At 72.5% G+C, this 22,095-nt stretch carries 20 protein-coding genes; 10 read left to right on the top strand and 10 right to left on the bottom strand.

Annotation, left to right across the window (positions count from 1 at the left end):
• Window positions 1–31 precede the first annotated feature (31 nt).
• Complete coding sequence (locus AB0B55_RS12215) at window positions 32–583, bottom strand: phosphoribosyltransferase (protein WP_357129502.1); 552 nt, start codon at window positions 581–583, stop codon at window positions 32–34.
• A gap of 187 nt (window positions 584–770) precedes the next feature.
• On the opposite strand from AB0B55_RS12215, the gene AB0B55_RS12210 reads away from it, so the two are divergent.
• From AB0B55_RS12210 to AB0B55_RS12195, 4 genes are all read left to right on the top strand, one after another.
• The gene (locus AB0B55_RS12210; protein ID WP_357171700.1) at window positions 771–1,406 is read left to right on the top strand and encodes a septal ring lytic transglycosylase RlpA family protein; all 636 of its coding nucleotides are present in this window, start codon (window positions 771–773) and stop codon (window positions 1,404–1,406) included.
• Window positions 1,407–1,507: 101 nt separating this feature from the next.
• A complete protein-coding gene (locus tag AB0B55_RS12205; protein WP_357171699.1) occupies window positions 1,508–2,635 on the top strand; it encodes a PP2C family protein-serine/threonine phosphatase in 1,128 nt (375 codons plus the stop codon).
• Between the two features lie 128 nt (window positions 2,636–2,763).
• Window positions 2,764–4,620: an acyl-CoA dehydrogenase gene (locus AB0B55_RS12200; protein ID WP_357171697.1), complete on the top strand. Its 1,857-nt coding sequence runs from the start codon at window positions 2,764–2,766 to the stop codon at window positions 4,618–4,620.
• Window positions 4,621–4,853: 233 nt separating this feature from the next.
• On the top strand, window positions 4,854–5,123 hold the full coding sequence (locus AB0B55_RS12195) for a DUF6458 family protein (RefSeq protein ID WP_007454197.1): 270 nt from the start codon (window positions 4,854–4,856) through the stop codon (window positions 5,121–5,123).
• A gap of 46 nt (window positions 5,124–5,169) precedes the next feature.
• Here the strand turns inward: AB0B55_RS12195 and AB0B55_RS12190 are convergent, their stop codons facing one another.
• Window positions 5,170–5,709 (bottom strand): histidine phosphatase family protein, encoded by a 540-nt coding sequence (locus AB0B55_RS12190; RefSeq protein ID WP_357171696.1) that lies wholly within the window; start codon window positions 5,707–5,709, stop codon window positions 5,170–5,172.
• Window positions 5,710–5,822: 113 nt separating this feature from the next.
• Between AB0B55_RS12190 and AB0B55_RS12185 the strand changes: the two genes are divergently transcribed.
• Window positions 5,823–6,107, top strand: coding sequence for a DUF6458 family protein (locus tag AB0B55_RS12185; protein WP_357129517.1), 285 nt, complete (start codon window positions 5,823–5,825; stop codon window positions 6,105–6,107).
• Between the two features lie 69 nt (window positions 6,108–6,176).
• Here AB0B55_RS12185 and AB0B55_RS12180 read toward each other — a convergent pair whose 3' ends face one another.
• Window positions 6,177–6,854 carry a hemolysin III family protein gene (locus tag AB0B55_RS12180; protein WP_357129520.1) on the bottom strand — a complete coding sequence of 226 codons (678 nt, stop codon included), beginning with the start codon at window positions 6,852–6,854 and terminating at the stop codon, window positions 6,177–6,179.
• A gap of 172 nt (window positions 6,855–7,026) precedes the next feature.
• On the opposite strand from AB0B55_RS12180, the gene AB0B55_RS12175 reads away from it, so the two are divergent.
• The 3 genes from AB0B55_RS12175 to AB0B55_RS12165 are packed head-to-tail and all read left to right on the top strand — an operon-like array spanning window position 7,027 to window position 9,351.
• Window positions 7,027–7,758, top strand: coding sequence for an allophanate hydrolase subunit 1 (locus AB0B55_RS12175; protein ID WP_357129523.1), 732 nt, complete (start codon window positions 7,027–7,029; stop codon window positions 7,756–7,758).
• Entirely contained in the window at window positions 7,755–8,618 is an 864-nt protein-coding gene (locus AB0B55_RS12170; protein ID WP_357129526.1) for a biotin-dependent carboxyltransferase family protein, read from the top strand. Before AB0B55_RS12175 ends, AB0B55_RS12170 begins: the two co-directional genes overlap by 4 nt.
• The gene (locus AB0B55_RS12165; RefSeq protein WP_357129529.1) at window positions 8,602–9,351 is read left to right on the top strand and encodes a 5-oxoprolinase subunit PxpA; all 750 of its coding nucleotides are present in this window, start codon (window positions 8,602–8,604) and stop codon (window positions 9,349–9,351) included. The genes AB0B55_RS12170 and AB0B55_RS12165 overlap by 17 nt, the downstream gene beginning before the upstream one ends.
• A gap of 54 nt (window positions 9,352–9,405) precedes the next feature.
• On the opposite strand, the gene AB0B55_RS12160 is transcribed toward AB0B55_RS12165, so the two are convergent.
• The 6 genes from AB0B55_RS12160 to pdhA form a co-directional block, all read right to left on the bottom strand.
• A complete protein-coding gene (locus AB0B55_RS12160; protein WP_357129532.1) occupies window positions 9,406–11,244 on the bottom strand; it encodes an NHL domain-containing thioredoxin family protein in 1,839 nt (612 codons plus the stop codon).
• A 122-nt stretch (window positions 11,245–11,366) separates the two neighbouring features.
• Window positions 11,367–13,919, bottom strand: coding sequence for a hypothetical protein (locus tag AB0B55_RS12155; protein WP_357171695.1), 2,553 nt, complete (start codon window positions 13,917–13,919; stop codon window positions 11,367–11,369).
• A 365-nt stretch (window positions 13,920–14,284) separates the two neighbouring features.
• Window positions 14,285–14,425, bottom strand: a complete 141-nt coding sequence (locus tag AB0B55_RS12150; RefSeq protein ID WP_357129538.1) for a hypothetical protein — start codon at window positions 14,423–14,425, stop codon at window positions 14,285–14,287.
• Between the two features lie 218 nt (window positions 14,426–14,643).
• Window positions 14,644–16,146: a dihydrolipoamide acetyltransferase family protein gene (locus AB0B55_RS12145; RefSeq protein ID WP_357129541.1), complete on the bottom strand. Its 1,503-nt coding sequence runs from the start codon at window positions 16,144–16,146 to the stop codon at window positions 14,644–14,646.
• Window positions 16,143–17,132, bottom strand: coding sequence for an alpha-ketoacid dehydrogenase subunit beta (locus tag AB0B55_RS12140; RefSeq protein WP_357129543.1), 990 nt, complete (start codon window positions 17,130–17,132; stop codon window positions 16,143–16,145). The genes AB0B55_RS12145 and AB0B55_RS12140 overlap by 4 nt, the downstream gene beginning before the upstream one ends.
• Window positions 17,132–18,307, bottom strand: a complete 1,176-nt coding sequence (gene pdhA / locus AB0B55_RS12135; protein ID WP_357129546.1) for a pyruvate dehydrogenase (acetyl-transferring) E1 component subunit alpha — start codon at window positions 18,305–18,307, stop codon at window positions 17,132–17,134. The genes AB0B55_RS12140 and pdhA overlap by 1 nt, the downstream gene beginning before the upstream one ends.
• A gap of 522 nt (window positions 18,308–18,829) precedes the next feature.
• Here pdhA and AB0B55_RS12130 point away from each other — a divergent pair.
• Together AB0B55_RS12130 and AB0B55_RS12125 are read left to right on the top strand one after the other, a co-directional pair.
• Window positions 18,830–19,780, top strand: a complete 951-nt coding sequence (locus AB0B55_RS12130; protein WP_357171694.1) for a hypothetical protein — start codon at window positions 18,830–18,832, stop codon at window positions 19,778–19,780.
• A 363-nt stretch (window positions 19,781–20,143) separates the two neighbouring features.
• Window positions 20,144–20,767, top strand: coding sequence for a phosphoesterase PA-phosphatase (locus AB0B55_RS12125; RefSeq protein ID WP_355048472.1), 624 nt, complete (start codon window positions 20,144–20,146; stop codon window positions 20,765–20,767).
• A 69-nt stretch (window positions 20,768–20,836) separates the two neighbouring features.
• Here the strand turns inward: AB0B55_RS12125 and AB0B55_RS12120 are convergent, their stop codons facing one another.
• Window positions 20,837–22,060: a hypothetical protein gene (locus tag AB0B55_RS12120; RefSeq protein WP_357129555.1), complete on the bottom strand. Its 1,224-nt coding sequence runs from the start codon at window positions 22,058–22,060 to the stop codon at window positions 20,837–20,839.
• Window positions 22,061–22,095: the final 35 nt, after the last annotated feature.

Genomic DNA, 22,095 nt, shown 5'->3' with positions numbered 1-22,095 from the left:
GTCGATCGTCGAAGGTGAAGTGCGCTTCAGGTCAACCCGGCAACTCTTCACCGCTGATCAGGCCGGTGATCCGCAGCGCGGCGGCGGTCTCCGGCGGGCAGTCCACGGCCACCACGGCCGCCCCGAGGACCTGTGCGCCGCGCAAGGCGCAGATGTCGTAGAGGGCGCGGATCTGGGCGCCGGTGCGTACCCAGTCGTCCACCACGAGCACCCGGTCTTCGGGGCCGAGGTGTCGCTCCCGGACGGCCAGGTCGACCTGCCGGCCCCGGTAGTCGGGCGGGCTCTGCGCCCAGGTGAGCGGGCCGGCCGGCAACCTGCCGTCGCCGGGTTTGTGCGCGGCCACGAAGCCGACCCCGAGGGCGGTCGCGGCCAGCGGTCCGAGCAACAGGCCGGTGACCGCCGGGGCGAGCACCACCGTCGGTCGGGCCTTCCGGTACGGGGCGACCAGGGCGGGGCCCAGCTCGGCCAGGACCGTCGGGTCGCGCCACCAGCCGGAGATGTCGCTGACCAGGTGGCTGACGTCCGGGCCGGGGTCGATCCAGCGGAACAGGTCGGCCAGACGTCCGGTCAGCTCGGTGGGCATCCGTCCATCGTGCGGCACGGGCGCTCGGCGCGTCCGCACCTGGGCCGCTCGACCCACCCCGCCTCGGATGATCGGCTATAGCTACTGGGGCAAATACTGGCATAACACCATGATCACGTTGACTTCGGAAGTGCTTCTCTCGTTACGGTCCGACCCGGTTTGTTCAATCGACGAAAGGACCGGGCCGGTGGCAGGTAGGCACTCCCGTACCCGCATCTTCTCCTCCCCGGCGGGCATCGCGGCCACCGCGGCGGTCGGCGTCGCCCTGGCCGTCGGCGGTACCGTCGGCGCCGTCCAGCTCACGTCGGGCTCCGGCCAGTCGGGGCAGGCGGCGCTGGACTTCACCCCCACCACCGCCGCCAGTCTCACCCCCGCCTCCCCGAGCGTCTCGCCGAGCGCCAGTGCCACCGCGACACCCAGCGTGACGGCGAGCCCGTCCGCCAGCCGATCGCCGCAGGCCGCCTCCCGGGGCAAGGCCCGCACCGCGTCGCCGAAGCCGAGCCCCAAGGCCAAGAAGACCACGGCGGCGGCGAAGGTCCTGGAGAGCGGATCGTGTGGCGCGTCCTTCTACTCCGACGGGCAGCTGACGGCCAACGGTGAGTCGTTCAACCCGAACGAGTTGACCGCGGCGCACAAGACCCTGCCGTTCAACACCAAGGTCCGGGTGACCAACCCGAGCAACGGCAAGTCCGTCGTCGTGCGGATCAACGACCGTGGGCCGTTCATCGACGGTCGCTGCCTCGACCTGTCCCGGGCCGCCTTCGCGACCATCGCCTCGGTCGACGTCGGAGCGCTCACCGTTCGCTACGAGGTTCTCGGCTGAGCGTATTCGAGAACGCCGATCCGGCCGCCAGCGTGGGCCGGGCGGACAGAACATCCTCGGACGACGGGCCAGGTTCATTCACCGGTTCACGTCGATCAGGCATGCTGTCCCTCGTACCCACGCGACTCCTCCAGTCGGGCCGTAGCCCGCTGAGCCCCGGATCCCGCGCCGGCATCGGCGCGGCCGTCGTCCTGCTCGCGATCGTCTCGGTGCTGGAACTGGCCGACGGCCGCCGGGCCCACTATGTCGCGCTCCTGGCCGCCGCCCCGATCCTGGCCGCCGCGCTGGCGGCCTGGCGGGTGGTGCTGGGCGTGGGCGCCGTGGCGACCGTGATCGGGATCGCCTTCGCGGCGACCGACCCGAGGATGATGTTGGTGACCTCGGTCAACATGGTGGCGGTCGGGATCGCGAGCGGGCTGGCCGTGGCGGTGGCCTGGGTACGACAGCGCCAGGCGAAGCAGATCGCCGAGCTGACCAAGCTCGCGTCGGTGGCCCAGCAGGCCGTGCTGCGGCCACTCGGACCGCAGGTCGGCATGCTCTCGGTGGCCGGCCGCTACATCTCCTCCACCGCCACCGCCGAGATCGGCGGGGACCTGTACGAGGCGATCGACACCCCGTACGGGGTCCGCATGATCATCGGTGACGTACGTGGCAAGGGTCTGGACGCGGTCCGCCTGGCCAGCATCGTCCTGGGTTCGTACCGGCACGTGGCCTACGAGCGGGCCGACCTGCGTGCCGTGGTCGCCGACCTGGACCGCGCGGTGGCCCGCAACGTCGGCGACGAGGATTTCGTGACGGCCGCGCTGGTCGAGGAGCGGGGCGGGACGCTGACGATCGTCAACTGCGGCCACCCCTCTCCGCTGCTGCTGCGCCGGGGCGCGGTGATCCCGTTGGAGCCGCCGGCGCCCGCGCCGCCGCTCGGGTTCATGCCGGCGGTCCGGCCCCGGGTGGAGCGTCTGGAGCCGGGCGACCGGCTGTTGTTGTTCACCGACGGTCTCGGTGAGGCCCGGCGGGACGGCGAGTTCTTCCCCACCGCCGACCGGGCGTGGCGGTTGCTCGGACACGGCACGGTCGCCGACGGGCTCGCGTCGCTCGAGACCGCCCTCGTCGAGTGGGTGCACGGTCGCCTGGACGACGACATCGCGCTGGTCCTGATGGAGTACGTCGGTTCCCGCACCGGGGTCACGTCGGCCGTGCCGAGCTGGGAAGTCGGCGCCGCCGAGAGCTGAACGGGACCACCGCTCGGGAACTGTGTAATCGCCGTCACTCAGGTGATCGGCTTGTCGCTGCCTACCCACGAGTAATACAGTCGGGGTTACTGATCGGTAACACCTGTCCGGAAGCGGGGCCAGCGAGCATGACCCACTACAAGAGCAACCTTCGGGACCTCGAGTTCAACCTGTTCGAGGTCTTCGGGGCGGACCGGTCGTTCGGCCAGGAGCCGTACTCGGAACTGGACACCGACACGGCCCGGAGCTTCCTCGCCGAGGTGGACCGCCTGGCCCGCGAGGACCTGGCCGCCAGCTACCCGGACAGCGACCGCAACCCACCGGTCTTCGACCCGGCCACGCACACCGCGCCGCTGCCGGAGTCGTTCAAGAAGTCGTACCAGGCGTTCATGGACTCGGAGTTCTGGCGGCTGGACCTGCCTCCGGCGCTGGGTGGCACCAACGCCCCGCGTGCCCTCTGGTGGGCCCTCGCCGAGCTGGTGCTCGGAGCGAACGCGCCGGTCTGGATGTACTCCTCCGGCCCCTCCTTCGCGCACGTGCTGCACGTCGAGGGGACCGAGCGGCAGAAGGCCTGGGCCAAGCTCTTCATCGACAAGCAGTGGGGCTCCACGATGGTGCTCACCGAGCCGGACGCCGGCTCGGACGTGGGCGCGGGTCGTACGCGGGCGATCCAGCAGCCCGACGGCAGCTGGCACATCGAGGGCGTGAAGCGTTTCATCACCTCGGGCGAGCACGACCTGAGCGACAACATCGTGCACTACGTGCTGGCCCGCCCGGTCGGTGTGGAGGGCGTCGGCGGCCCCGGCACCAAGGGCCTGTCCCTGTTCGTCGTGCCCAAGTTCCACTTCGACGAGACCACCGGCGAGCTGGGCGAGCGCAACGGCGTCTACGCCACGAACGTCGAGCACAAGATGGGTCTGAAGGTCTCCAACACCTGCGAGATGACCTTCGGCGAGCACGGCGTACCGGCCAAGGGCTGGCTGCTGGGCGACAAGCACGACGGCATCCGGCAGATGTTCATGATCATCGAGTACGCCCGGATGATGGTCGGCACCAAGGCGATCGCCACGCTCTCCACGGGCTACCTGAACGCCCTGGAGTACGCGAAGAACCGGGTGCAGGGCGCCGACCTGGTCCAGCAGGCCGACAAGACCGCCCCTCGGGTCACCATCACCCACCACCCGGACGTGCGGCGCTCGCTGCTGCTGCAGAAGTCGTACGCCGAGGGTCTGCGGGCCCTGGTCCTCTACACCGCCACCTGGCAGGACAAGGTCGCGCTCGCCGAGGCGGCCGGCGACGAGAAGGCCACCAAGCTGGCCAAGCGGGTCAACGACCTGCTGCTGCCGCTGGTGAAGGGCGTCGGTTCGGAGCGGGCGTACGAGTTGCTCGGCCACGAGTCCCTGCAGACCTTCGGTGGCTCTGGCTTCCTTGCGGACTATCCGCTGGAGCAGTACGTCCGGGACGCCAAGATCGACACCCTGTACGAGGGCACCACCGCCATCCAGAGCCTCGACCTGATCTTCCGCAAGATCGTCCGGGACAACGGCAAGGCGCTGCTGGCGGTGTCCGGCGAGATCCAGGAGTTCATCTCCACCGAGGCGGGCAACGGCCAGCTCAAGGAGGAGCGGCAGGCGCTCGGCAAGGCGCTCGCCGAGATCCAGAACATCCTCGGTGTGCTGACCGGCTGGCTGGGTGAGGCGCAGGCCGGCGACCCCCGCGCGCTCTACAAGGTCGGCCTGAGCAGCCGGCGGTTCCTGCTGGCGATCGGTGACCTGGTCGTCGGTTGGCTGCTGCAGAAGCAGGCCGACGTCGCGCTCAAGGCCCTCGCCGGCGAGGTGTCCGCCACCGACAAGGCGTTCTACACCGGCAAGGTGGCCGCCGCCCGGTTCTTCGCCCGGGAGGTGCTGCCGCGAATCGGCGCCGACCGGCGCATCATCGAGGGCACCGACCTCGACATCATGGACCTCCCGGAGGAGGCCTTCTGACCGCGCCACGGCACGCGTGAGCGGTTCCGGGTCGCACCACCCGGCACCCTCGGTGACGGCCGGTGGGGCCCACGCGCCCCGCCGGCCGTCGCCGTCTCCGAGGGCCACCAGCCGAGCGGTACGACGCGCGGCGCGTGTTGGCCGGGCGCGGTCGGGTATGCCGCTGCCGTGGCGGGTAACCCGCCTCGACCACGGGAACGCCCAGAGCCACCGCACGGGGGAGTGCAGCGCACATGGGTGTAGGAAGCGGCATCTTTCTCATCGCGCTCGGCGCGATCATGACCTTCGCGATCCGGGCCAACGTCTGGTGGATCGACCTGCGCGCGGTCGGCTGGGTGTTCATCCTGGCCGGGCTCGCCGTGCTCCTGACCACCCTCTGGTTCTGGCAGGACCGGCGCAAACGGGCCCGGACCCTCATCGTGGAGGAGAACCGGCTGTCCCATCCCACGGCGATGATGCCTCCGCCGCCGGACCCGCCGCCGCCGACCGCGCCACCGTCCTGACCCCCTGAGCGCGTACGCCTGAGCCATCCGCCGAACGGCGGGTGGCTCAGCCGCGTGCCGTGTGCCGCTGGGCGATCGGCGCTCCGCCCCGGTCCCACTGGGTCCAGGTGGCCGCGCTGCGGTGCACCGCCAGTTCGGCGGTCCGCAGCCCCTCCTCGTCCGCCGTCTCCGGGTCGAGAAACGCGGAGAGCAGCGAGACGCCCGGATTGTGGGCGATCAACAGCACCACCCGAGCCGCCGGATCGGCCGTCCGGGCCAGCGACAACAGCTCCTCGGGGTGGGCGTCGTACGCGCCGGGCTCGTAACGCACGCTCGGGCGGGGACCGGCCGGCCCGCCCTCCGGGGGCGAACCCGTCATTCCCATGGCCACGCCGTGCCAGGTCTGCCGGGTCCGCAGGGCGGTCGAGCAGATCACCACGTCGGGCAGCAGGTCGTGGTGGGCCAACCACGCGCCGGCCGCCGCCGCGTCGGCCTCCCCGCGGGCGCTCAACGGGCGCTGGGCGTCGTCCGTACCCTCGCTGCCCGGCTCGGCCTTCGCGTGCCGGAGCAACACCAGTGTCCGCGCCTCGGCGGGGCTGTCCGTCATGCCCCCAGCTTGCCCGATTGGCGATCTCCCTGCCGGGGTAAGTCCACGGATGCCGCACCCCCTACCAACGGCCGCGGCGGGTCGTACGCCAGGTTAGAGCCGAGGAGCGAGACATGGGCATTGGTGGCAGCATCTTCCTGATCGCGCTGGGCGCGATCTTCGCATTCGCCGTGGAGGCCGACCTCGGGTGGCTGAACCTGTCCGTGGTCGGCTGGGTGTTGATGCTCGCCGGTGTCGCCGGCCTGCTCGTCACCCTCTACTTCTGGAACGGTCGCCGTCGTACCGTGGTCGCCGCGCCGGTCCGCGAGGACGTGGTGGTCGACCGGGTGGTGCCGGTCCAGGACGACCAGGTCATGCGGGAGTACCGCGAGGTTCGTCGGCCGGGCCGTCCGGTCTGACCCGCAACCGCGTCAGCCGGGGCCCCGCAGCGTGGCGGGGCCCCGGCTCGCGTCTGCGGCTGCGGTAGCTCAGGCGAACAGCGCGAAGTAGATCGCGACGTGGTGGCACAGCGCGGCCACCAGCGTGCACGCGTGGAAGAACTCGTGGTGGCCGAAGACCGTCGGCCACGGGTTGGGCCGGCGCAACGCGTAGAACACCGCGCCGACGCTGTAGATGGCACCACCGACGATCAGCAGCACCAACGCCGTGACACCGCCGCCGTGCAGGATGTCCGGCAGCATGGCGACCGCGACCCAGCCGAGCGCCAGGTAGAGCGGCGCGGACACCCAGCGCGGCGCGTGCGGCCAGACGAGCTTCAGCGCCACGCCGCCGAGAGCCCCACCCCAGACCAGGGCCAGCATGATGGTGGCCTGCCGGGTCGAGAGCAGCATGGTGCAGAGCGGGGTGTACGTGCCGGCGATGAACACGAAGATCATGCAGTGGTCCATCCGGCGCATCACCTGGTAGCCGCGCTCCGACCACACTCGACGGTGGTAGAGGGCGCTGGTGCCGAACAGTCCGCAGACCGTCAGGCTGTAGATGGCGCAGCTCACGAGGGGCGCCCAGCCCGGGCGGCTGGCGGCGATCGAGCAGAGCACGATGCCGGCGACCAGCGCGACGAAGAACGCGTACGTGTGTAGCCAGCCGCGCATCCGGGGCTTACCGATGTCGACCGGCTTCAGGCGAAGCGGGGCGGAGGTGCTCACGCCCTCAGGTTACGGCACCGTAGGTTACTTTCAAGTAGTCCAACCGGTGACGCGTGGCACGCGCCGATCTTGCGGTTTCGGTGGTTGAAATGAGTGGGCAGCTCCTTTTGTCGCCACAGAAAGTGCAAGATCGCGAGGGATGGAAACGACACCCGTCGGTGAAGATGGGGCGATGCGGATTCGGCCCGTCGGGGCGCACGCCCTTCTGATCGAGTTCGGCGCACTTGCCGGCCTGCCTGCGGCTCACCTGGTCGAGGCGTGGCGGGCCGAGTTGTGGCAGCGCCGCGAACGCGGGGACCTGGCCGCAGTGGAGATCGTTCCCGCGGCCACCACGGTCCTACTGGACGGGCTACCAAACCCCACCGCGACCGCCACCCTGCTGTCCCGCTGGGCACCCGAAGTCACCACGGCAGCGCGCGAAGCCGCCCGCGCCCACCCCGCCGATCTTGCACTTTCTGTCCCGACAGAACGGCCTGATCGGGTCATGTCGACAGCAGAAACTGCAAGATCGACGCACGGGACAGGCGCGGAGGTCGTCGTTCCGGTCCTGTTCGACGGGCCGGACCTGTCGGTCGTCGCCGAGCACTGGGGCGTCGACGTGCCAGCGGTGCGGCGTCGCCTCACCGGCACGCCGTTTCGGGTGGCCTTCTGCGGGTTCGCCCCCGGCTTTCCCTACCTGACCGGGCTCCCCGCCGAGCTGGCGTTGCCCCGGCTGCCCACCCCACGCCCACGGGTACCGGCCGGCTCGGTCGCCCTGGCCGGCCCGTACGCCGGGATCTATCCCAGCGCGTCCCCCGGCGGTTGGCTGCTGGTCGGCCGGACCGACCTGACCCTCTTCGACGTCGACAGCGACCCGCCCGCCCGGCTTGGTCCCGGCACCCGCGTACGGATGGTGACGGCGTGACAGGTCCCGCCGAGATCGAGGTGCTGCGCGCCGGGGCGCTCACCACCGTGCAGGACCTCGGCCGGCCCGGCTGGGCGCACCTCGGCGTACCCCGCTCCGGCGCTCTCGACCCGGCCGCGCTGCGGCTCGCCAACCGGCTGGTCGGCAACGCCGAGGAGGCCGCCGGCCTGGAGATCACCCTGACCGGCTGCGCGCTGCGGCTGACCCGCGCCACCACCGTGGCCATCACCGGCGCGCAGGTGACCGTCCAGGCCGGGGACCGGGCGGGCGACACCGGACGCCCGCTCAGCCTGCCCGCCGGTACGGTGCTGCGCGTCGGCCCGGCCCGTCAGGGCGTACGGAGCTGGCTGGCCGTGGCCGGGGGCATCGACGTGCCGGCGGTGCTGGGCAGCCGCGCCACCGACACCCTCGCCGGGCTCGGCCCGGCCCCACTGCGCGACGGTGACCGGCTGCCGCTCGGCGTACCGACCGGCGAGCCCGCACCGGTGGACGTGACCATCGGTGCGACTCCCGCGCCGGAACTGCGCCTGGGCGTACGCCTCGGCCCCCGTGACGACTGGTTCACCCCGACCGCGCTCGACCGGCTGTTCGGCAGCGCGTACACCGTGAGCCCGGTCAGCAACCGGGTCGGCGCGCGGCTCGCCGGCGCGCCGCTGCCCCGCGCGGTGGCCGGCGAACTGCCCAGCGAGGGCATCGTGCTCGGCGCGGTGCAGGTGCCAGCGGACGGCCAACCCCTGATCTTCCTCGCGGACCATCCGACCACCGGCGGTTATCCGGTCATCGGGGTGGTCACCGACGTGACCCCGCTCGCGCAGGCCCGCCCAGGTACTACCGTCAGATTTCATGGACCTCAACGCTGACCTGGGCGAAGGATTCGGCATCTGGCGGCTCGGCGACGACGACGCCCTGCTGGCCCTGGTGACCAGCGCCAACGTGGCCTGCGGCTTCCACGGTGGCGACCCGTCCACGATGCGACGGGTCTGCGAGGGCGCGGTACGGCACGGGGTAGCGGTGGGCGCGCAGGTCGGCTACCGCGACCTGGCCGGCTTCGGTCGGCGACGGATCGCGTACGACTTCGCCGAGCTGCGCGACGAGATCACCTACCAGTTGGGGGCCCTGGACGCGTTCTGCCGGATCTTCCGGACCCGGGTGCGCTACCTCAAGCCACACGGCGCGCTGTACCACGCCGCCGCCACCGACGAGTCCCAGGCGGCGGCCGTGGTCGCCGCCGTCAGCGACCACAACCCCGACCTGCCCGTGCTCTGTCTGCCCGGCTCCACGCTCGCCCAACTCGCCGTCGGCGCGGGCCTACCGGTGGTCGCCGAAGCCTTCGCCGACCGCGGCTACCTGCCCAACGGGTCGCTGGTGCCGCGCGGCGCGCCCGGCGCGCTGATCAGCGACCCGGAGGAGGTGGCCACCCGGGCGGTACGGATGGCCACCGAACGGACCGTCGTGGCGGTGGACGGCACCGTGATCCCCTGCCCGGTCGAGTCGATCTGCGTCCACGGCGACACTCCGGGCGCGGTGTCCGCCACCGAGCTCGTACGCGCCAGCCTGATCGACGCCGGCGTGACACTCACCCCGTTCGCGTGAAAGGAAGGGCCCCTTGTTATCGGATTTTGTATAACAAGGGGCCCTTCCTTTCACTTAGGCGTCGAGGCCGCGCAGGACCAGGGGCAGCCGGGTCGCGGCGCCGTCGACCACTCGGACCGGGACCCCCCAGTCCTGCCGGGTCAGGTGGCAGGCCGCGTGCTCGACGTCCGCGTCGCAGGTCGCCGCCTGCGCGGTCACCTGGAGCACCCCGCCGGTGACCTCGCCGTTGAGCACCAGCCGGCGGGACAGTTCGGTGCCCGTACCGCCGCCGTCGAGCAGCAGCTCCGGCGGGGACGCCGAGACGACCAGACGGGTGGACGGCCCGTACGTCTCGTCCAGCTTCTGGCCCGGGGCGGGGGTGAAGACGATGTCCAGGGTGACCTCGCCGGCCGCCACGTCGGTCGGCTTGCGCTCGGTGCGGTGCCGAGGGCCGTCCACCGTGCTCGCGCCCGCCGCCGACAGGGCGCCCGGAGCGAGCCGGGTCAGTCGGTGCGCGGCGGACTCCACCACCAGCACCTCACCGGACGGGGTGAGCACCAGGTCGCTCGGCTCGGCCAACCCGTCCGCCACCGTGGAGACCTGGTTGCTGGCCGGGTCGAAGCGGCGCACCGCGCCGTTGTAGGTGTCCGCGATCAGCACCGAGCCGTCCGGCAACGCGCACACGCCCAGCGGGTGTTGCAGCAGCGCCGACTCGGCCGGCCCGTCCACGTGCCCGAAGTCGAACAGACCCTGGCCGACGGCGGTGCCCAGCACCCCGTTCTCGACGTACCGGACGGCGCTGGTCTCGCTGTCGGCCACCCAGAGCCGGACGCCGTCGGCCGAGACGGACAGCCCCGACGGCTGCGCCATCCACGCCTCGGGCAGCGGCCCGTCCCGCAGCGCCTCCACGGTGGTGCCCGCGTACATGCCGGCGGTCCGCTTGATCGGGTCGAACCACCAGAGCTGGTGGATACCCGCCATCGCGATGATCAGCTTGTCGTCGTACCAGGCCAGGTCCCACGGGGAGGAGAGGTCCACGGCGAGCGCGTCGTGGGCGTGGTCGTCGACCGCGGCACGCCACTGCCGGCCGCTGCCGGCGACGGTGACCACCTCGCCGGACTCCAGCCGTACGCCGCGCAGGAGGTGGTTGACGGTGTCGGCGACCACCAGGTCGTAACCGGCCACCTCGGCGACGTGCGTGGGCAGCAGGCACAGGCCCTGCGGCTCGGAGAAGGTCGCCGAGCCGACCGGCCCGTCGGCCCGACCCCGCTCGCCCGAGCCGATCCGGCGTACCGGCGTCTCGCCGTCCGGGGCCACCTCGACCAGCGAGTGCCGCGCCGAGTCGGAGACCAGCAGGTTGCCGTCCGGCAGCAGCACCGCCTTGCCCGGGAAGCGTAGCGCCGTCTCCGGCGCCGGCGGAGGAACGTACGGCCCGTCGCCCCGGTGCAGGGTGCCCTTCGCCTCGTGGGTGGCGATCAGCTCGTCGATCAGCCGGGCCAGCCCTTCGGCGTGACCCTCGCCGGCCATGGTGGCCACCACGTACCCCTCGGGGTCGATCACCGACAGGGTCGGCCAGGCGCGGGCCGCGTACTGCTGCCACATGTCCAGCTCAGGATCATCGAGTACGGGGTGGTGCACCCCGTACCGTTCGACGGCGGCGACCAGCGCGTCGGCGTCCTTCTCGTGCTCGAACTTCGGCGAGTGCACGCCGATCACGACGAGCACGTCGCCGTACTTCTCCTCAAGCGGCCGAAGCTCGTCCAGCACGTGCAGGCAGTTGATGCAGCAGAAGGTCCAGAAGTCGGCAAGAACGATCTTGCCACGCAGGTCCTGGAGAGTCAGATCCTTGCCGCCGGTGTTGAGCCACTGCCGGCCCCGAAGCTCGGGGGCCCGTACGCGCGCTGTCGTTCCCATGCCTGCCAGCCTGCCACGCGGCATCGGTGCGGCCGTCGTGACCCGGACGACATCACGCGCCGGGACCACCCGGACGCGAAGCGGCGGGGCCACGGTCGCCCGTGGCCCCGCCGTCGTCGGTCCTACTTGGTGGCCGGCTTGAGGCAGAGCACCCGGTTGGTGCCCTCGCCGGGTAGCACCACGTGGGGCTGCGCCGGGTCGGCGCACTTGTCCTTCGCATCCACCTTGGAGACGATCGTGAACGCGCCCGCCTCGGCGCAGTTCACCTCGGAGGCGCCCTGGCCGACCTGCTTGACGCAGGTGCCGACCGCCGGGTCGAAGGCTGGCGTGTCGTTCCCGCCACCGAACTTGCCGAGCAACATGAGCAGGCCGAGCGGCACCGCCAGGATGAGCACGGCGGCGATCAGCACCGCGGCCAGGACCCGCCCGTTGCGCACCTTCGGCGTGGGCGGTTCCACCTTGGGCTCGTCCGCGTCCGGCTTGAACGAGTCGAACCGGCCCTGGTCCGATTGGCTGGCCTCCTGGCCCCAGGACGGTGTGGGCTGCGGCGGCGGGAAGGCCGGGAACTGCGCCCCCGGCGGCTGCTCGACGGCTGGTCCGAAGCCCGCAGCGCCGTTCACCGTGGCGGTGCCGGCGGCCGGCGCGCCCGGTCCGAATCGGTCGTCCGGACGCTCGCCGCCGGACTGCGGCCGTACCCCGTTCATCGGCCGGTTGTTGCCCGGCGTGTCGACGAAGGACGGCACACCGGGCGGGAAGGCCGGCGGCGCGGCTGCGGCCGCCGCGGGCGGCTCACCGAAACCGTTCGGCGCGGACGGCGCTTCCTCGCCCCATCCGGGGAAGCCCTGCCGTTCCGGCCCGTTCTGCCAGTCCGGCGGGCTCTGGCGCTCGGGCGCCTGCGGCCAGTCGGGCACGCTGGGACGGCCGGCGTCCTGCTGCCAGTCCGGTACGGCCGGACGCTCGGGTGCCTGCGGCCAGTCGGGGGCGCTGGGGCGGTCGGCGTCCTGCTGCCAGTCGGGCGTGCCCGGGTGCTCGGGGCTCGGGTTGGCCTGGAACGCCTCGGGACCCGCCTGCTGCGGCTCGTCCTCCTCGGGCCGGGACGGACGGCCGTACACCCGGGGTTGGGGCGCGGCCGCGCTGGCCGGCCGCATCGCCTGGTCGGCCGGGGGCATCACGCGGCTGGCCAGCGGCACCGAGGCGCTCGCCGAGGCACGGCCCGCCGCGCCCGCGGCCGGTTCGGCGTCCGCCGCCGGTACGACCGCGCGGCCCGCCCCGGACTCCGGCGACGTACGCGGAGCGGGCACGAGGGCGGCACCCGGCGAGGCCTCCTCGCCCCGGCCCCAACCGACCGGCTCGGCGTCGTGCTGCACGTCCGGGGTGTCCCGCTCGGGGTACGCCGGCTGCTCGGGGAGCGCGGCGAATGGCGTCGGGGGCACGTAGTCGGCCGGTGGGGCGGCGGCGAGGCTCGCACCCGGTACACGCTGCTCCTGCGGTGGCAGCGGCACGGCGTTGGCGGGTGAGATGCCGGGTGCGGGCGCGGGCTGGTACACCGGCGGCTCGTCGCCCCGGTCGGCGTCCCAACCGCCGCGGGCCTGTGCGGATGCCTCCGCCTCGGCGCGGCCCCACACCTCGCCCGCTGACCACGGCTCGGCCTGGGCGACGCCGGGAGCGGCCGGCGCCTGGTTGTCTGGGCCGGCGGCGGCCCAGCCGGGCGTCGCGTCGTTGCCGGGCACGCTGACGCTGGCCCGGGCGGACGCGGGGCCGGCCTGCTCGGCTTGGGGCCATGCGGTCGGTTCCGGATGCTCGACGGGCTGGTCCTGGGACGGAAGCACCCAGTCCGGCTGCTGCGGACGGCTCTCTGCCGCACCCCAGGCGGTGGGCTGCGGGGCGTCGTCCTGCGCGGGCCAGGTACCGGCCGGGACCTGGGCCGCGCCGCGCGCTCCGGCCGCTTCGGCCGGCGCCCAACCAGGGGATGCCTCTTCGGCCTGCCCGGCCGGTTGGCCCCAGGTCTGGGGCAGCTGCTCGGCCGGCGTCCACACGGGCTGGTCTTCCCGGGCGGCGGCGGCCCCGACGGGCCATCCGCCCGATCCGGACGGGTCGTCCTGCTGCGCGGGTACGCCAGCGCGGCCGGCGTGCTGCGCCGGCTCGGCGTGCCACTGGGGGGCTGACGGGCTGACCGGGGCCGCCCCGCCGGCCCATCCGCCGGAGCGGGACGGGTCGTCCTGGGCGGGCCAGGCGGCGGTGGCCGGGGGCACCTGGGCAGCGCCACGCGCGGCCGGTTGGGTCTGCGCCCAGTCGGGCTGCTGCTCGGCCGAGGCGGCGGGCCAGGCGGGGGCCGGCTGCTCGGGTGGCGTCCAGGCCTGCTGCGCGGGAGTCCACTGGGCGGTCGGGGCCGGCTCCGGAGGGCCTCCGGCGGCCCAGGCGGGCTGTGCCGGATCGCTGGGCTGCGGCGCGGCGGCAGCGCCCCATGCGGGGTTCGGTTGCTGCTCCACCTGGGTCGCCCAGGACGGGTTCGGTCGCGCGGGCGGCGGGGGTGGTGCCCAGCCCAGGTCGGGGCCGGCGGCGTTGCTGCCGTTGTCCGGCTGCGCCGGGCGGTCGCCGTACGGCGCCGGTCCGCCGGCGCCCGGTGACACCTCGTCCGGCTCCTGGCCGGGACGGTGCGGGCCCTCGGACGTCATGGGTGCGCCTCCTCCATCACATGTCGGCCGCCGGTGCCGATCGGTCTCCTCGGCATGGCTGCCGGCGTCACCGGCGTACCGCCGTGCCGGCTCCCCGCACCGTATCCGGTGGCCCCTTGGGGCGTCCAAAGGAGCACCGGTCGTCACTGCCCGTCGCCGGGTGGTGTCGAGCAGCTTCTATCGGCTCGGCGTCGGCCGGGCCGGCGGGCGGCGACCGAAGCCCACCGTACCGGGCGCTGCGGCGGTGCGGAATCCCGGTGTCACGTGCGGGCGTCCCGGTGTGACGCACGGGCGGAACGCCGATGGCCCACCCGGTGGGCCGGGTGGGCCATCGATCTGGAGGAGGTGAGGAAAGTTGTGGAGCGTCAGCTCATGTGACGCTGGGCGATGACGAGAAGCTCCTCGCGAACGGCCGGCGAGTTCGCCGAGCGCAACGCGTGCTCGATGGCACGGGCGCGGCGGTTGGCGTCGCGGTGGTTGCGGATTCGCTCGATCATGCTGCTCATTGCTGGGTCCCCCTGGCTATTCGGTTGTCGGCCCCTGATGTGTCTATTCAACCGCAGAAGCCGGCCAACTTCCATCGATTATTAGGTGAGCTGAGACACCTGCCTAACAATCAAAGGTCAACAGGGCTCGCCGCCGACGGTTCCTTCGCCCAACGGACACGGCCGGTGTGCCGGGCGTTAACCCGTGGCACACCGGCCGTGGCTGGCGTCTCGAACCGTCAGGTCCAGGCGAGCAGCGCCGCCTCAGGGTCGGCGAGGAAGTCGCCGATGTCGCGCAGGAACTTCGAGCCCAGCTCACCGTCGATGATCCGGTGGTCGAAGCTCAACCCCAGGGTGGTCACCTGGCGAACCTTGACCTTGCCCTTGTGCACCCAGGGCATCTCCCGCACCGCGCCGAAGGCGAGGATCGCCGACTCGCCCGGCGGCAGGATCGGCGTTCCGGTGTCCACGCCGAACACCCCGACGTTGGTGATGGTCAGGGTGCCGCCGGACATGTCGGCGGGTGAGGTGCGGCCGGACTTCGCCGTCTGCACCAGGCCGTTCAGCGCGTCCGCCAACTCGCGCAGCGAGAGCCGACCGGCGTCCTTGACGTTGGGCACGATCAGGCCGCGTTCGGTCGCCGCCGCGATACCGAGGTTGACGTACTCCTTGACCACGATCTCGTCACCCGCCCAGGTCGAATTGACCATGGGGTGACGCTTGACGGCCAGCAGCACGGCCTTCGCCACCAGCAGCAGAGGCGAGACCCGTACGTCGCGCCACTCGCGCCGGCCCCGCAGGCGCTCCAGCGCCCGCATCGCCCGCGTCACGTCGACGGTCAGGAACTCCGTCACGTGCGGGGCGGTGAACGCCGAGCGGGACATGTTCTCGGCGGTGAGCTTGCGGACCCCCTTGACCGGGATGCGCTGCTCACGATCCGCGCCGAAGCTCGCGGCGCTCGTCGTGGTCGAGGTGGTCGCGACCGACTCGGCCGCCACGGCCCCGCGAGACGCCTGCTGTACGTCCTCCCGCGTGATCGAGCCCAACGGCCCGGACCCGACCACCGCCCGCAGATCAACCCCAAGATCCTTGGCAAGCTTCCGAACCGGCGGCTTCGCCAAAACGCCCGCCCCGCCGGACCCCGCCCCGTCGCGTCGATCATGGACTCGTGGTGTCGTACTTGCGGGAGTTGGGATGGCTTTGTCACCCACCACAATTCCATGATCGACCCCAGCGGGGGTCGCGGGGGTCGCGGCCTGCGCTGGGACGCCGTTCTTGCGGGGGCGACGCTTCGCGCTGGTCGTACGGGGGCCGTAGCCGACCAGGACCGCCGTGCGGCCGCCCGGGGCGGCGCCGCCGATGAGGCCGGGCTCGACCATGCCCTCGGCGGGGGCCACCTCCACGGCCGCCAGCGACGCCGCCGACGGAGTGGGCAGGTCACCGGTGGGCGTGGCCGTGGTGGACGGGACGTCCAGTGGACCCGCTCCCGGGTCGGTGTCGATCGCGATGATCGGCGTACCGACCTCGACCGTGGTGCCCTCGGGGTGGTGGATGGCCTGCACCTGTCCGGCCCACTTCGCCGGGATCTCCACCGCCGCCTTGGCCGTCTCGACCTCGACGATCGGTTGGTTCAGCTCGATGGTGTCGCCGACCTTGACCAGCCAGGCCAGGATCTCGCCCTCGGTCAGCCCTTCGCCCAGGTCGGGCAGGTTGAACGTCTTGATCCGGGACATGTCGCTCACCAGCCGAAGGTGCGGTCGACGGCGTCGAGCACCCGGTCGAGGTCGGGCAGGTACTCCTCCTCCACCCGGGCCGCCGGGTAGGGGGTGTCGAAGCCGGTCACCCGCAGCACGGGCGACTCCAGGGAGTAGAAGCACTCCTCGGTGATGCGGGCGGCCAGTTCGGCGCCCAGCCCGATGTTGGACGGCGCCTCGTGCACCACGACCGCGCGGCCGGTGCGCTTCACCGACTCGTAGACCGCGCCCAGGTCCAGCGGGGACAGCGTGCGGAGGTCGATGACCTCCAGCTCCCGGCCGTCCTCGGCGGCGGCCGTCGCGGCCTCCAGGCACGTGCGCACCATCGGGCCGTACGCCAGCACGGTCACGTCCGTGCCGGGCCGCACCACCCGGGCCGAGTGCAGCGGGTACGCGTCGGACAGCGACGCGTCCAGGTCCACCTGGCCCTTCTCCCAGTAGCGCCGCTTGGGCTCCAGGAAGACGATCGGGTCGTCGGACGCGATGGCCTGCTGGATCATCACGTACGCGTCCTGCGGGTTTGAGCAGGTCACGACCTTCAGACCGGCGGTGTGCGCGAAGTACGCCTCCGGCGACTCGGAGTGGTGCTCGACCGCGCCGATGCCGCCGCCGAACGGAATGCGGATCACCATCGGGATTCTGAGCTTGCCGCCGGAGCGGTAGTGCATCTTGGCCACCTGCGACACGATCTGGTCGTACGCGGGGTAGACGAAGCCGTCGAACTGGATCTCGCAGACCGGTCGGTAGCCACGGATGGCCAGGCCGACGGCGGTGCCGATGATGCCGGACTCGGCGAGCGGGGTGTCGATCACCCGTTGGTCGCCGAAGTCCTTCTGCAGTCCGTCGGTGATCCGGAAGACGCCGCCGAGCTTGCCGACGTCCTCGCCCATGATGACGACCTTGTTGTCGTTCTCCAGCGCGCGGCGCAGACCGGTGTTGAGGGCCTTGCCGAGGGTGAGCGTCTCCGTGGCCATCAGTGGGCGCTCCCCTCGAACGACTCCATGTAGCGGTTGAACTGCGCACGCTGCTCGTCGAGCAGCGGGGAGCCGTTGGGGTAGACGTGGTCGAACATCGTCACCGGCTCCGGGTTGGGCATGCTGAGCACCCGCTCGCGCAGGTGCACCGACTCGCGGCGGGCCTGCTCGTCGACCTCGACGAAGAAGGCCGCGTCGGCGATCTGCTGCTTCTCCAGGAAGGTCTTGACCCGCAGGATCGGGTCCTTCGCCTGCCACGACTCCACCTCGCTGGCGATCCGGTAGCGGGTCGGATCGTCGGAGGTGGTGTGCGCGCCCATCCGGTAGGTGTACGCCTCGATCAGGCTCGGGCCCTGGCCGTGCCGCGCGTTGTCCAGCGCCGTGCGGGTCACCGCGTACGACGCCAGCACGTCGTTGCCGTCCACCCGTACGCCGGGGAAACCGAAGCCGGCGGCCCGCTGGTAGAGCGGGACGCGGGTCTGTCGCTCCAGCGGCTCGGAGATGGCGTACTGGTTGTTCTGGCAGAAGAAGACCAGCGGCGCGTTGAACACGCTGGCCCAGACGAACGCCTCGTTGACGTCACCCTGGCTGGTGGCCCCGTCACCGAAGTAGGCGATCGCGGCCTCGCCGTCGTCGGTGCCGACCTTGCCGTCCATGGTGATGCCCATGGCGTACCCGGTCGCGTGCAGGGTCTGCGCCCCGATGACGATCGTGTACATGTTGAACTTGAACTCGTTCGGGTCCCAGCCGCCCTGGTCGACGCCACGGAACAGGCCGAGCGGCATGATCGGGTCGATGCCCCGGCAGTAGAGGACGCCGTGCTCCCGGTAGGTCGGGAAGGCCATGTCCTGGGTACGCAGGGCGCGCCCCGAGCCGACCTGCGCCGCCTCCTGGCCCAGCAGGCTGGCCCAGAGGCCCAGCTCGCCCTGCCGCTGCAACGCGGTCGCCTCGGCGTCCAGCTTGCGGACCAGCACCAGGTCGCGGTAGAGCCCGCGGTACTCCTCGTCGGTGAAGTCGACGCGGTACTCGGTGCCGTCCGGTCCGGTGGCGCTGTCGATCCGCTCGCCTTCGGGGGTGAGCAGCTGCACCAGCTCGGGATTGCCGGCCGCGCCCTTTCTGGAGCGGGGAGCTGCCCGCCTGCTGCGGGTGGTGCCCCCGGGGTCGCCCTTTGCCATCGGTCTCTCCCTGTCGTGTCTGCGTCGGCACCGGGGGGTCACCCGGCCACGCAACTCGTGCGCCTGTCCGGCTGCTGCCGGACCGGTTCCTGGCGGCCGCGCCTAGCCCGGGTGGGGGTTGCCGCGCGGCGTGAGCCGGGTTCTGGCCGAACCCGGATCGGGAGCGCCGGCGCCGGGCCGCGTCTGCCGCGGGGGTGCGCGGAGGTCGCGGCTGCGTTGCCGTCGTGCTCCATATTCGCAGAGCAGGTGAGCGTGCCCACAGTACGCCCAGGTCGCATTCCGACCGTCTACGGTTTGCCACCCTTTGTCGCCATGATGCCGCTGCGCGTCCACCGGGTGATCCGGTGCTGATTCGTCACCCTTCGGTCAGTGCCGCGTGTCGACACGCGGTGGGTGTTGGCTGACGGACCGTAACTGGGCGAGGCTGATTACGCAGGATCGCGCCGATCGGGTGATTAGCCGGATTACACCCTCGCGCGGTGCCCACAGCGACCCGCAGGGTCCGACGACGAGGGGTGTGCGGTGGACGAGTCAGGTGACGGGCCCGGCACACCCGTGCTCGGCCGCCACCGTTCGCCGGGCGGCTACCGCCGGGTGATCGGAGCGCACCGGGCATCCGGCGCGGGTGGTCCCTCCCGGGGATACCTGCTCACCGTCGCACTTCTGGCCGGCACCGCGTCGATGCCCGTGCTCGCGGCGATCAGCGCGGGCTCGGCCACTCCCGGCACCTCCGCGTTGCCGGACACCAGCACACCGTTCATCCCGACCCCGTCGGTCGGACCGGTGGTCATCCCGATGCCGGTGACCAGTCAGCCGCCGTCGCCCGTGCTCCCGTCCCCCGGCCCGCCCAGCGCCGGCCCGACCGCGACCACCGGCTGGCTGCCCGGCGCGCCCCGGCGTGTCCCGGACGACTCGTGGTACGGCCCGCACGTCGACGACCGGGTGCCCACCCGCCGGGTGGTGTCCGGGCCGCCGGCGCCCCGGCCCACCCGCACCGCCCCGCCGGCCGGGCCACCGGCCAGCCCGTCGCCGGTGCCGTCGCCGACCGCGCCCCCGGATCCGGATCCGGACCCGACCGAGACGTCCACCCCGAGCCCGTCGCCGACCGATCCGACGACCCCCACCGCCACCGATCCGGGAACCCCCGCCACGACCGATCCGACGACCCCCACCGATCCGACTGCCCCCACCGATCCGACGACCCCCACCGATCCGACGACCCCCACCGCCGTCCCCACCAGCACCCTCTCCGCCCCGGCGACCACCGCCCCGCCGTCGCCCACCCCACGCCCATCCGCCACCCCACGCCCATCCGCCACCCCACGCCCATCCGCCACCCCACGCCCATCCGCCACCCCACGCCCATCCGCCACCTCACCCGAGCCCACCACCGCGCCGTCCCCGACGCTCACGCCCGGTCCCGCCGCCGCACCCGGAGACCGCCGCGATCTCGCACTTTCTGTCGCGACATAAGACTCGATACGGCCCATAACGGCAACACAAACCGCAAGATCGGCGCGATCGTGGACGCCCCCGCCCGGACCGACGACGTCAAGCGCTCCGGCGACCCAGCGCGGCCCATCACCCGCCGAACTCCGGTGATCAAGAGCTTTGCGTCAAGGATCGTGGTCGCGGTGACGCAAACTTCTTGATCACCGCGAGCGACCGCGGGGGCGGGGGGCGTGGGGGTGGGGGTGGGGGTGGGGGTGGGGGCGTTGGGTGGGTCTGTCTGGCGGCGGCCGGACCCGTGCATTCGAGGGCCGTCTCGGCGGTACGGTGACGGGCAGGTGCCGCCGAGACGGCGCTGGTCAACGGTGGCGAGTAGCAGGGGGTGGCGTGGGCGGCGGTGCGGAACCCCGCCCGGTCGCCCCTCGTCCCGGTCCGGGGCTGCGGGTCGCCCGGCTCGTCACCGAGCTGACCGCGCCGGCCGTGCTGGTGTCGCTACTGATCATCACCGTGAGCTGGCACAGCAGTCGGGACAGCGTTCGAGGGCTGGTGTGGGGCCTGCTCGCGACGGTCTTCGTCACCGGCATCCCGTTCGCCTACATCGTCGGTGGGGTCCGCCGGGGGCGACTCACCGACCACCACATCGGCCGTCGGGAGCAGCGCCGGGTGCCGCTGCTGGTCGGACTCGGCTCGGTCACCGCCGGGCTGGCCCTGCTCGTCGTCCTCGGCGCACCACGGCCCCTGCTGGCGCTGGCGGTGGCGGGGCTGGTCGGACTGGTGGTCGCCGTGTCGGTGAGCCACTGGTGGAAGATGTCGATCCACTCGGCGGTCTCCGCCGGCACCCTGGTCATCCTGGCGCTGACCTTCGGACGCGGGCTCCTGGTCGCCGCGCCGCTGTTGGGCGTGGTCGGCTGGGCCCGGGTACGCCTGCGGGACCACACCGTCGCGCAGGTGCTCGCCGGCGGGGTGCTCGGCGCGCTGATCGCCGCCGTCGTCTTCGGTGCCCTGCGCTGAGCGGGCAAACCACGCGGCCGGGCGGACCATCGGGCGGGTGGCCTGGTGCTGCCACCCGCCCGGATGCCGTCAGGCGCCGTCGTCGGCGAGTCGATGCCGGTTCGCCTCGATCCAGGCGTCGAGCGCGGCCGGGTCGTCCGGGTCCACGCCGTCGGCCATGAGTTGCGCGACGGCCGCCGTGGCCGGGCTACGCCGCTCGCCGGTCGAGTAGAGCCGGGCGAACTCCGGCACCATCTCCTCGATCGCCTCGTCGGTCCGTTCGGCGGCGGCCTCGGGCAGCCCGCGCTGCTGTGACGCGTACCGGGCCCAGGCGCGCAGCACCCGGGGCAGCATCGCCGCGTCGTCCATGTCGAGCACGGCACGGCGGTGCACCCAGTCGAGCAGGAAGAGCCCGGACACCGCCGGACTCCACCGCATCGGGTCGGAGTCGGGGAAGGACGCCGCGTGGTCCAGTAGCAGGCTCAGGCAGAAGTGCAGCGACGCGAGCTCGGGACCGTCGACGCTGTCGAGCCCGAACCGGGCGGCTTCTGGCGACGCCAGGAACCGCCGGACCAGGTCGGTGCGCTCGGCGGCGGACAGCGGTTCGACCTCGGCCGGGCCGGTCGGCCCGGCGGCCATGGGCAGCACCGCGAGCCGGGCGCCCACGAGCGCGCGGTCGGTGGCGAGCGAGCCCTCGCCGGGCAGTTCGCCCAGGTCGTCGGTGACCGAGAGGTGACGGGCCACCTCGCCGCGCAGCCGGGACGGGTCCTCGGTGCGGAACCAGGTCAGCTCGTCGTCCGCGCACATCTGCCGGACCTGGTCCAGGATCCGTTCGGCGGGCCCGCCGACGAAGATGTCCTTGGTGATTCCGATGTTGTGGTCGACGAGGGCCACCAGCGCGTGCTCCGGGCCGCCGGCCGCGTCGTCGTACGCGAAGGTGGCGAGGTAGGAGGTCTGGTCGCCGTAGACGTCGCCGTACGCCCAACTGCCGGTGAGGTGCACCCGGGTGAGCTGGCTGGACCAGGCGGGGGCCTGGGTGCCGGGGCGTACCCGCTCGACGCCCTCGGCGGTCGGGACGAGCGCGGCGAAGACCTGGCGGATGGTGGTCGCCGCCGCGATCCGGCGGCGGGCGGTGGCGGCGAGGAAACCGGTGACGAACTCCCGCACGGCGGTGTCGCGGTCGGTCTCCGCGATTGCGTAGACACTGCCCAGCAGCGCGCTGCCGAGCATCTCGGCGTCGAGGGCGGACTCCAGCTTGGTCACGTCGCGTGCGGCGTGCAGCACCGCGTCGTAAGGGGTCTGAGGCGTGGCCATGCTTCGACCCTACGCCGCTCGGGGCGTACGCAGAG

This window comes from Micromonospora sp. NPDC049107, from assembly GCF_040648595.1.
In the GTDB taxonomy this organism is placed as follows: Bacteria; Actinomycetota; Actinomycetes; order Mycobacteriales; family Micromonosporaceae; genus Micromonospora.
Note: the sequence above shows the minus strand (reverse complement) of the source record. Positions and strands in the feature narration are given on the sequence as shown.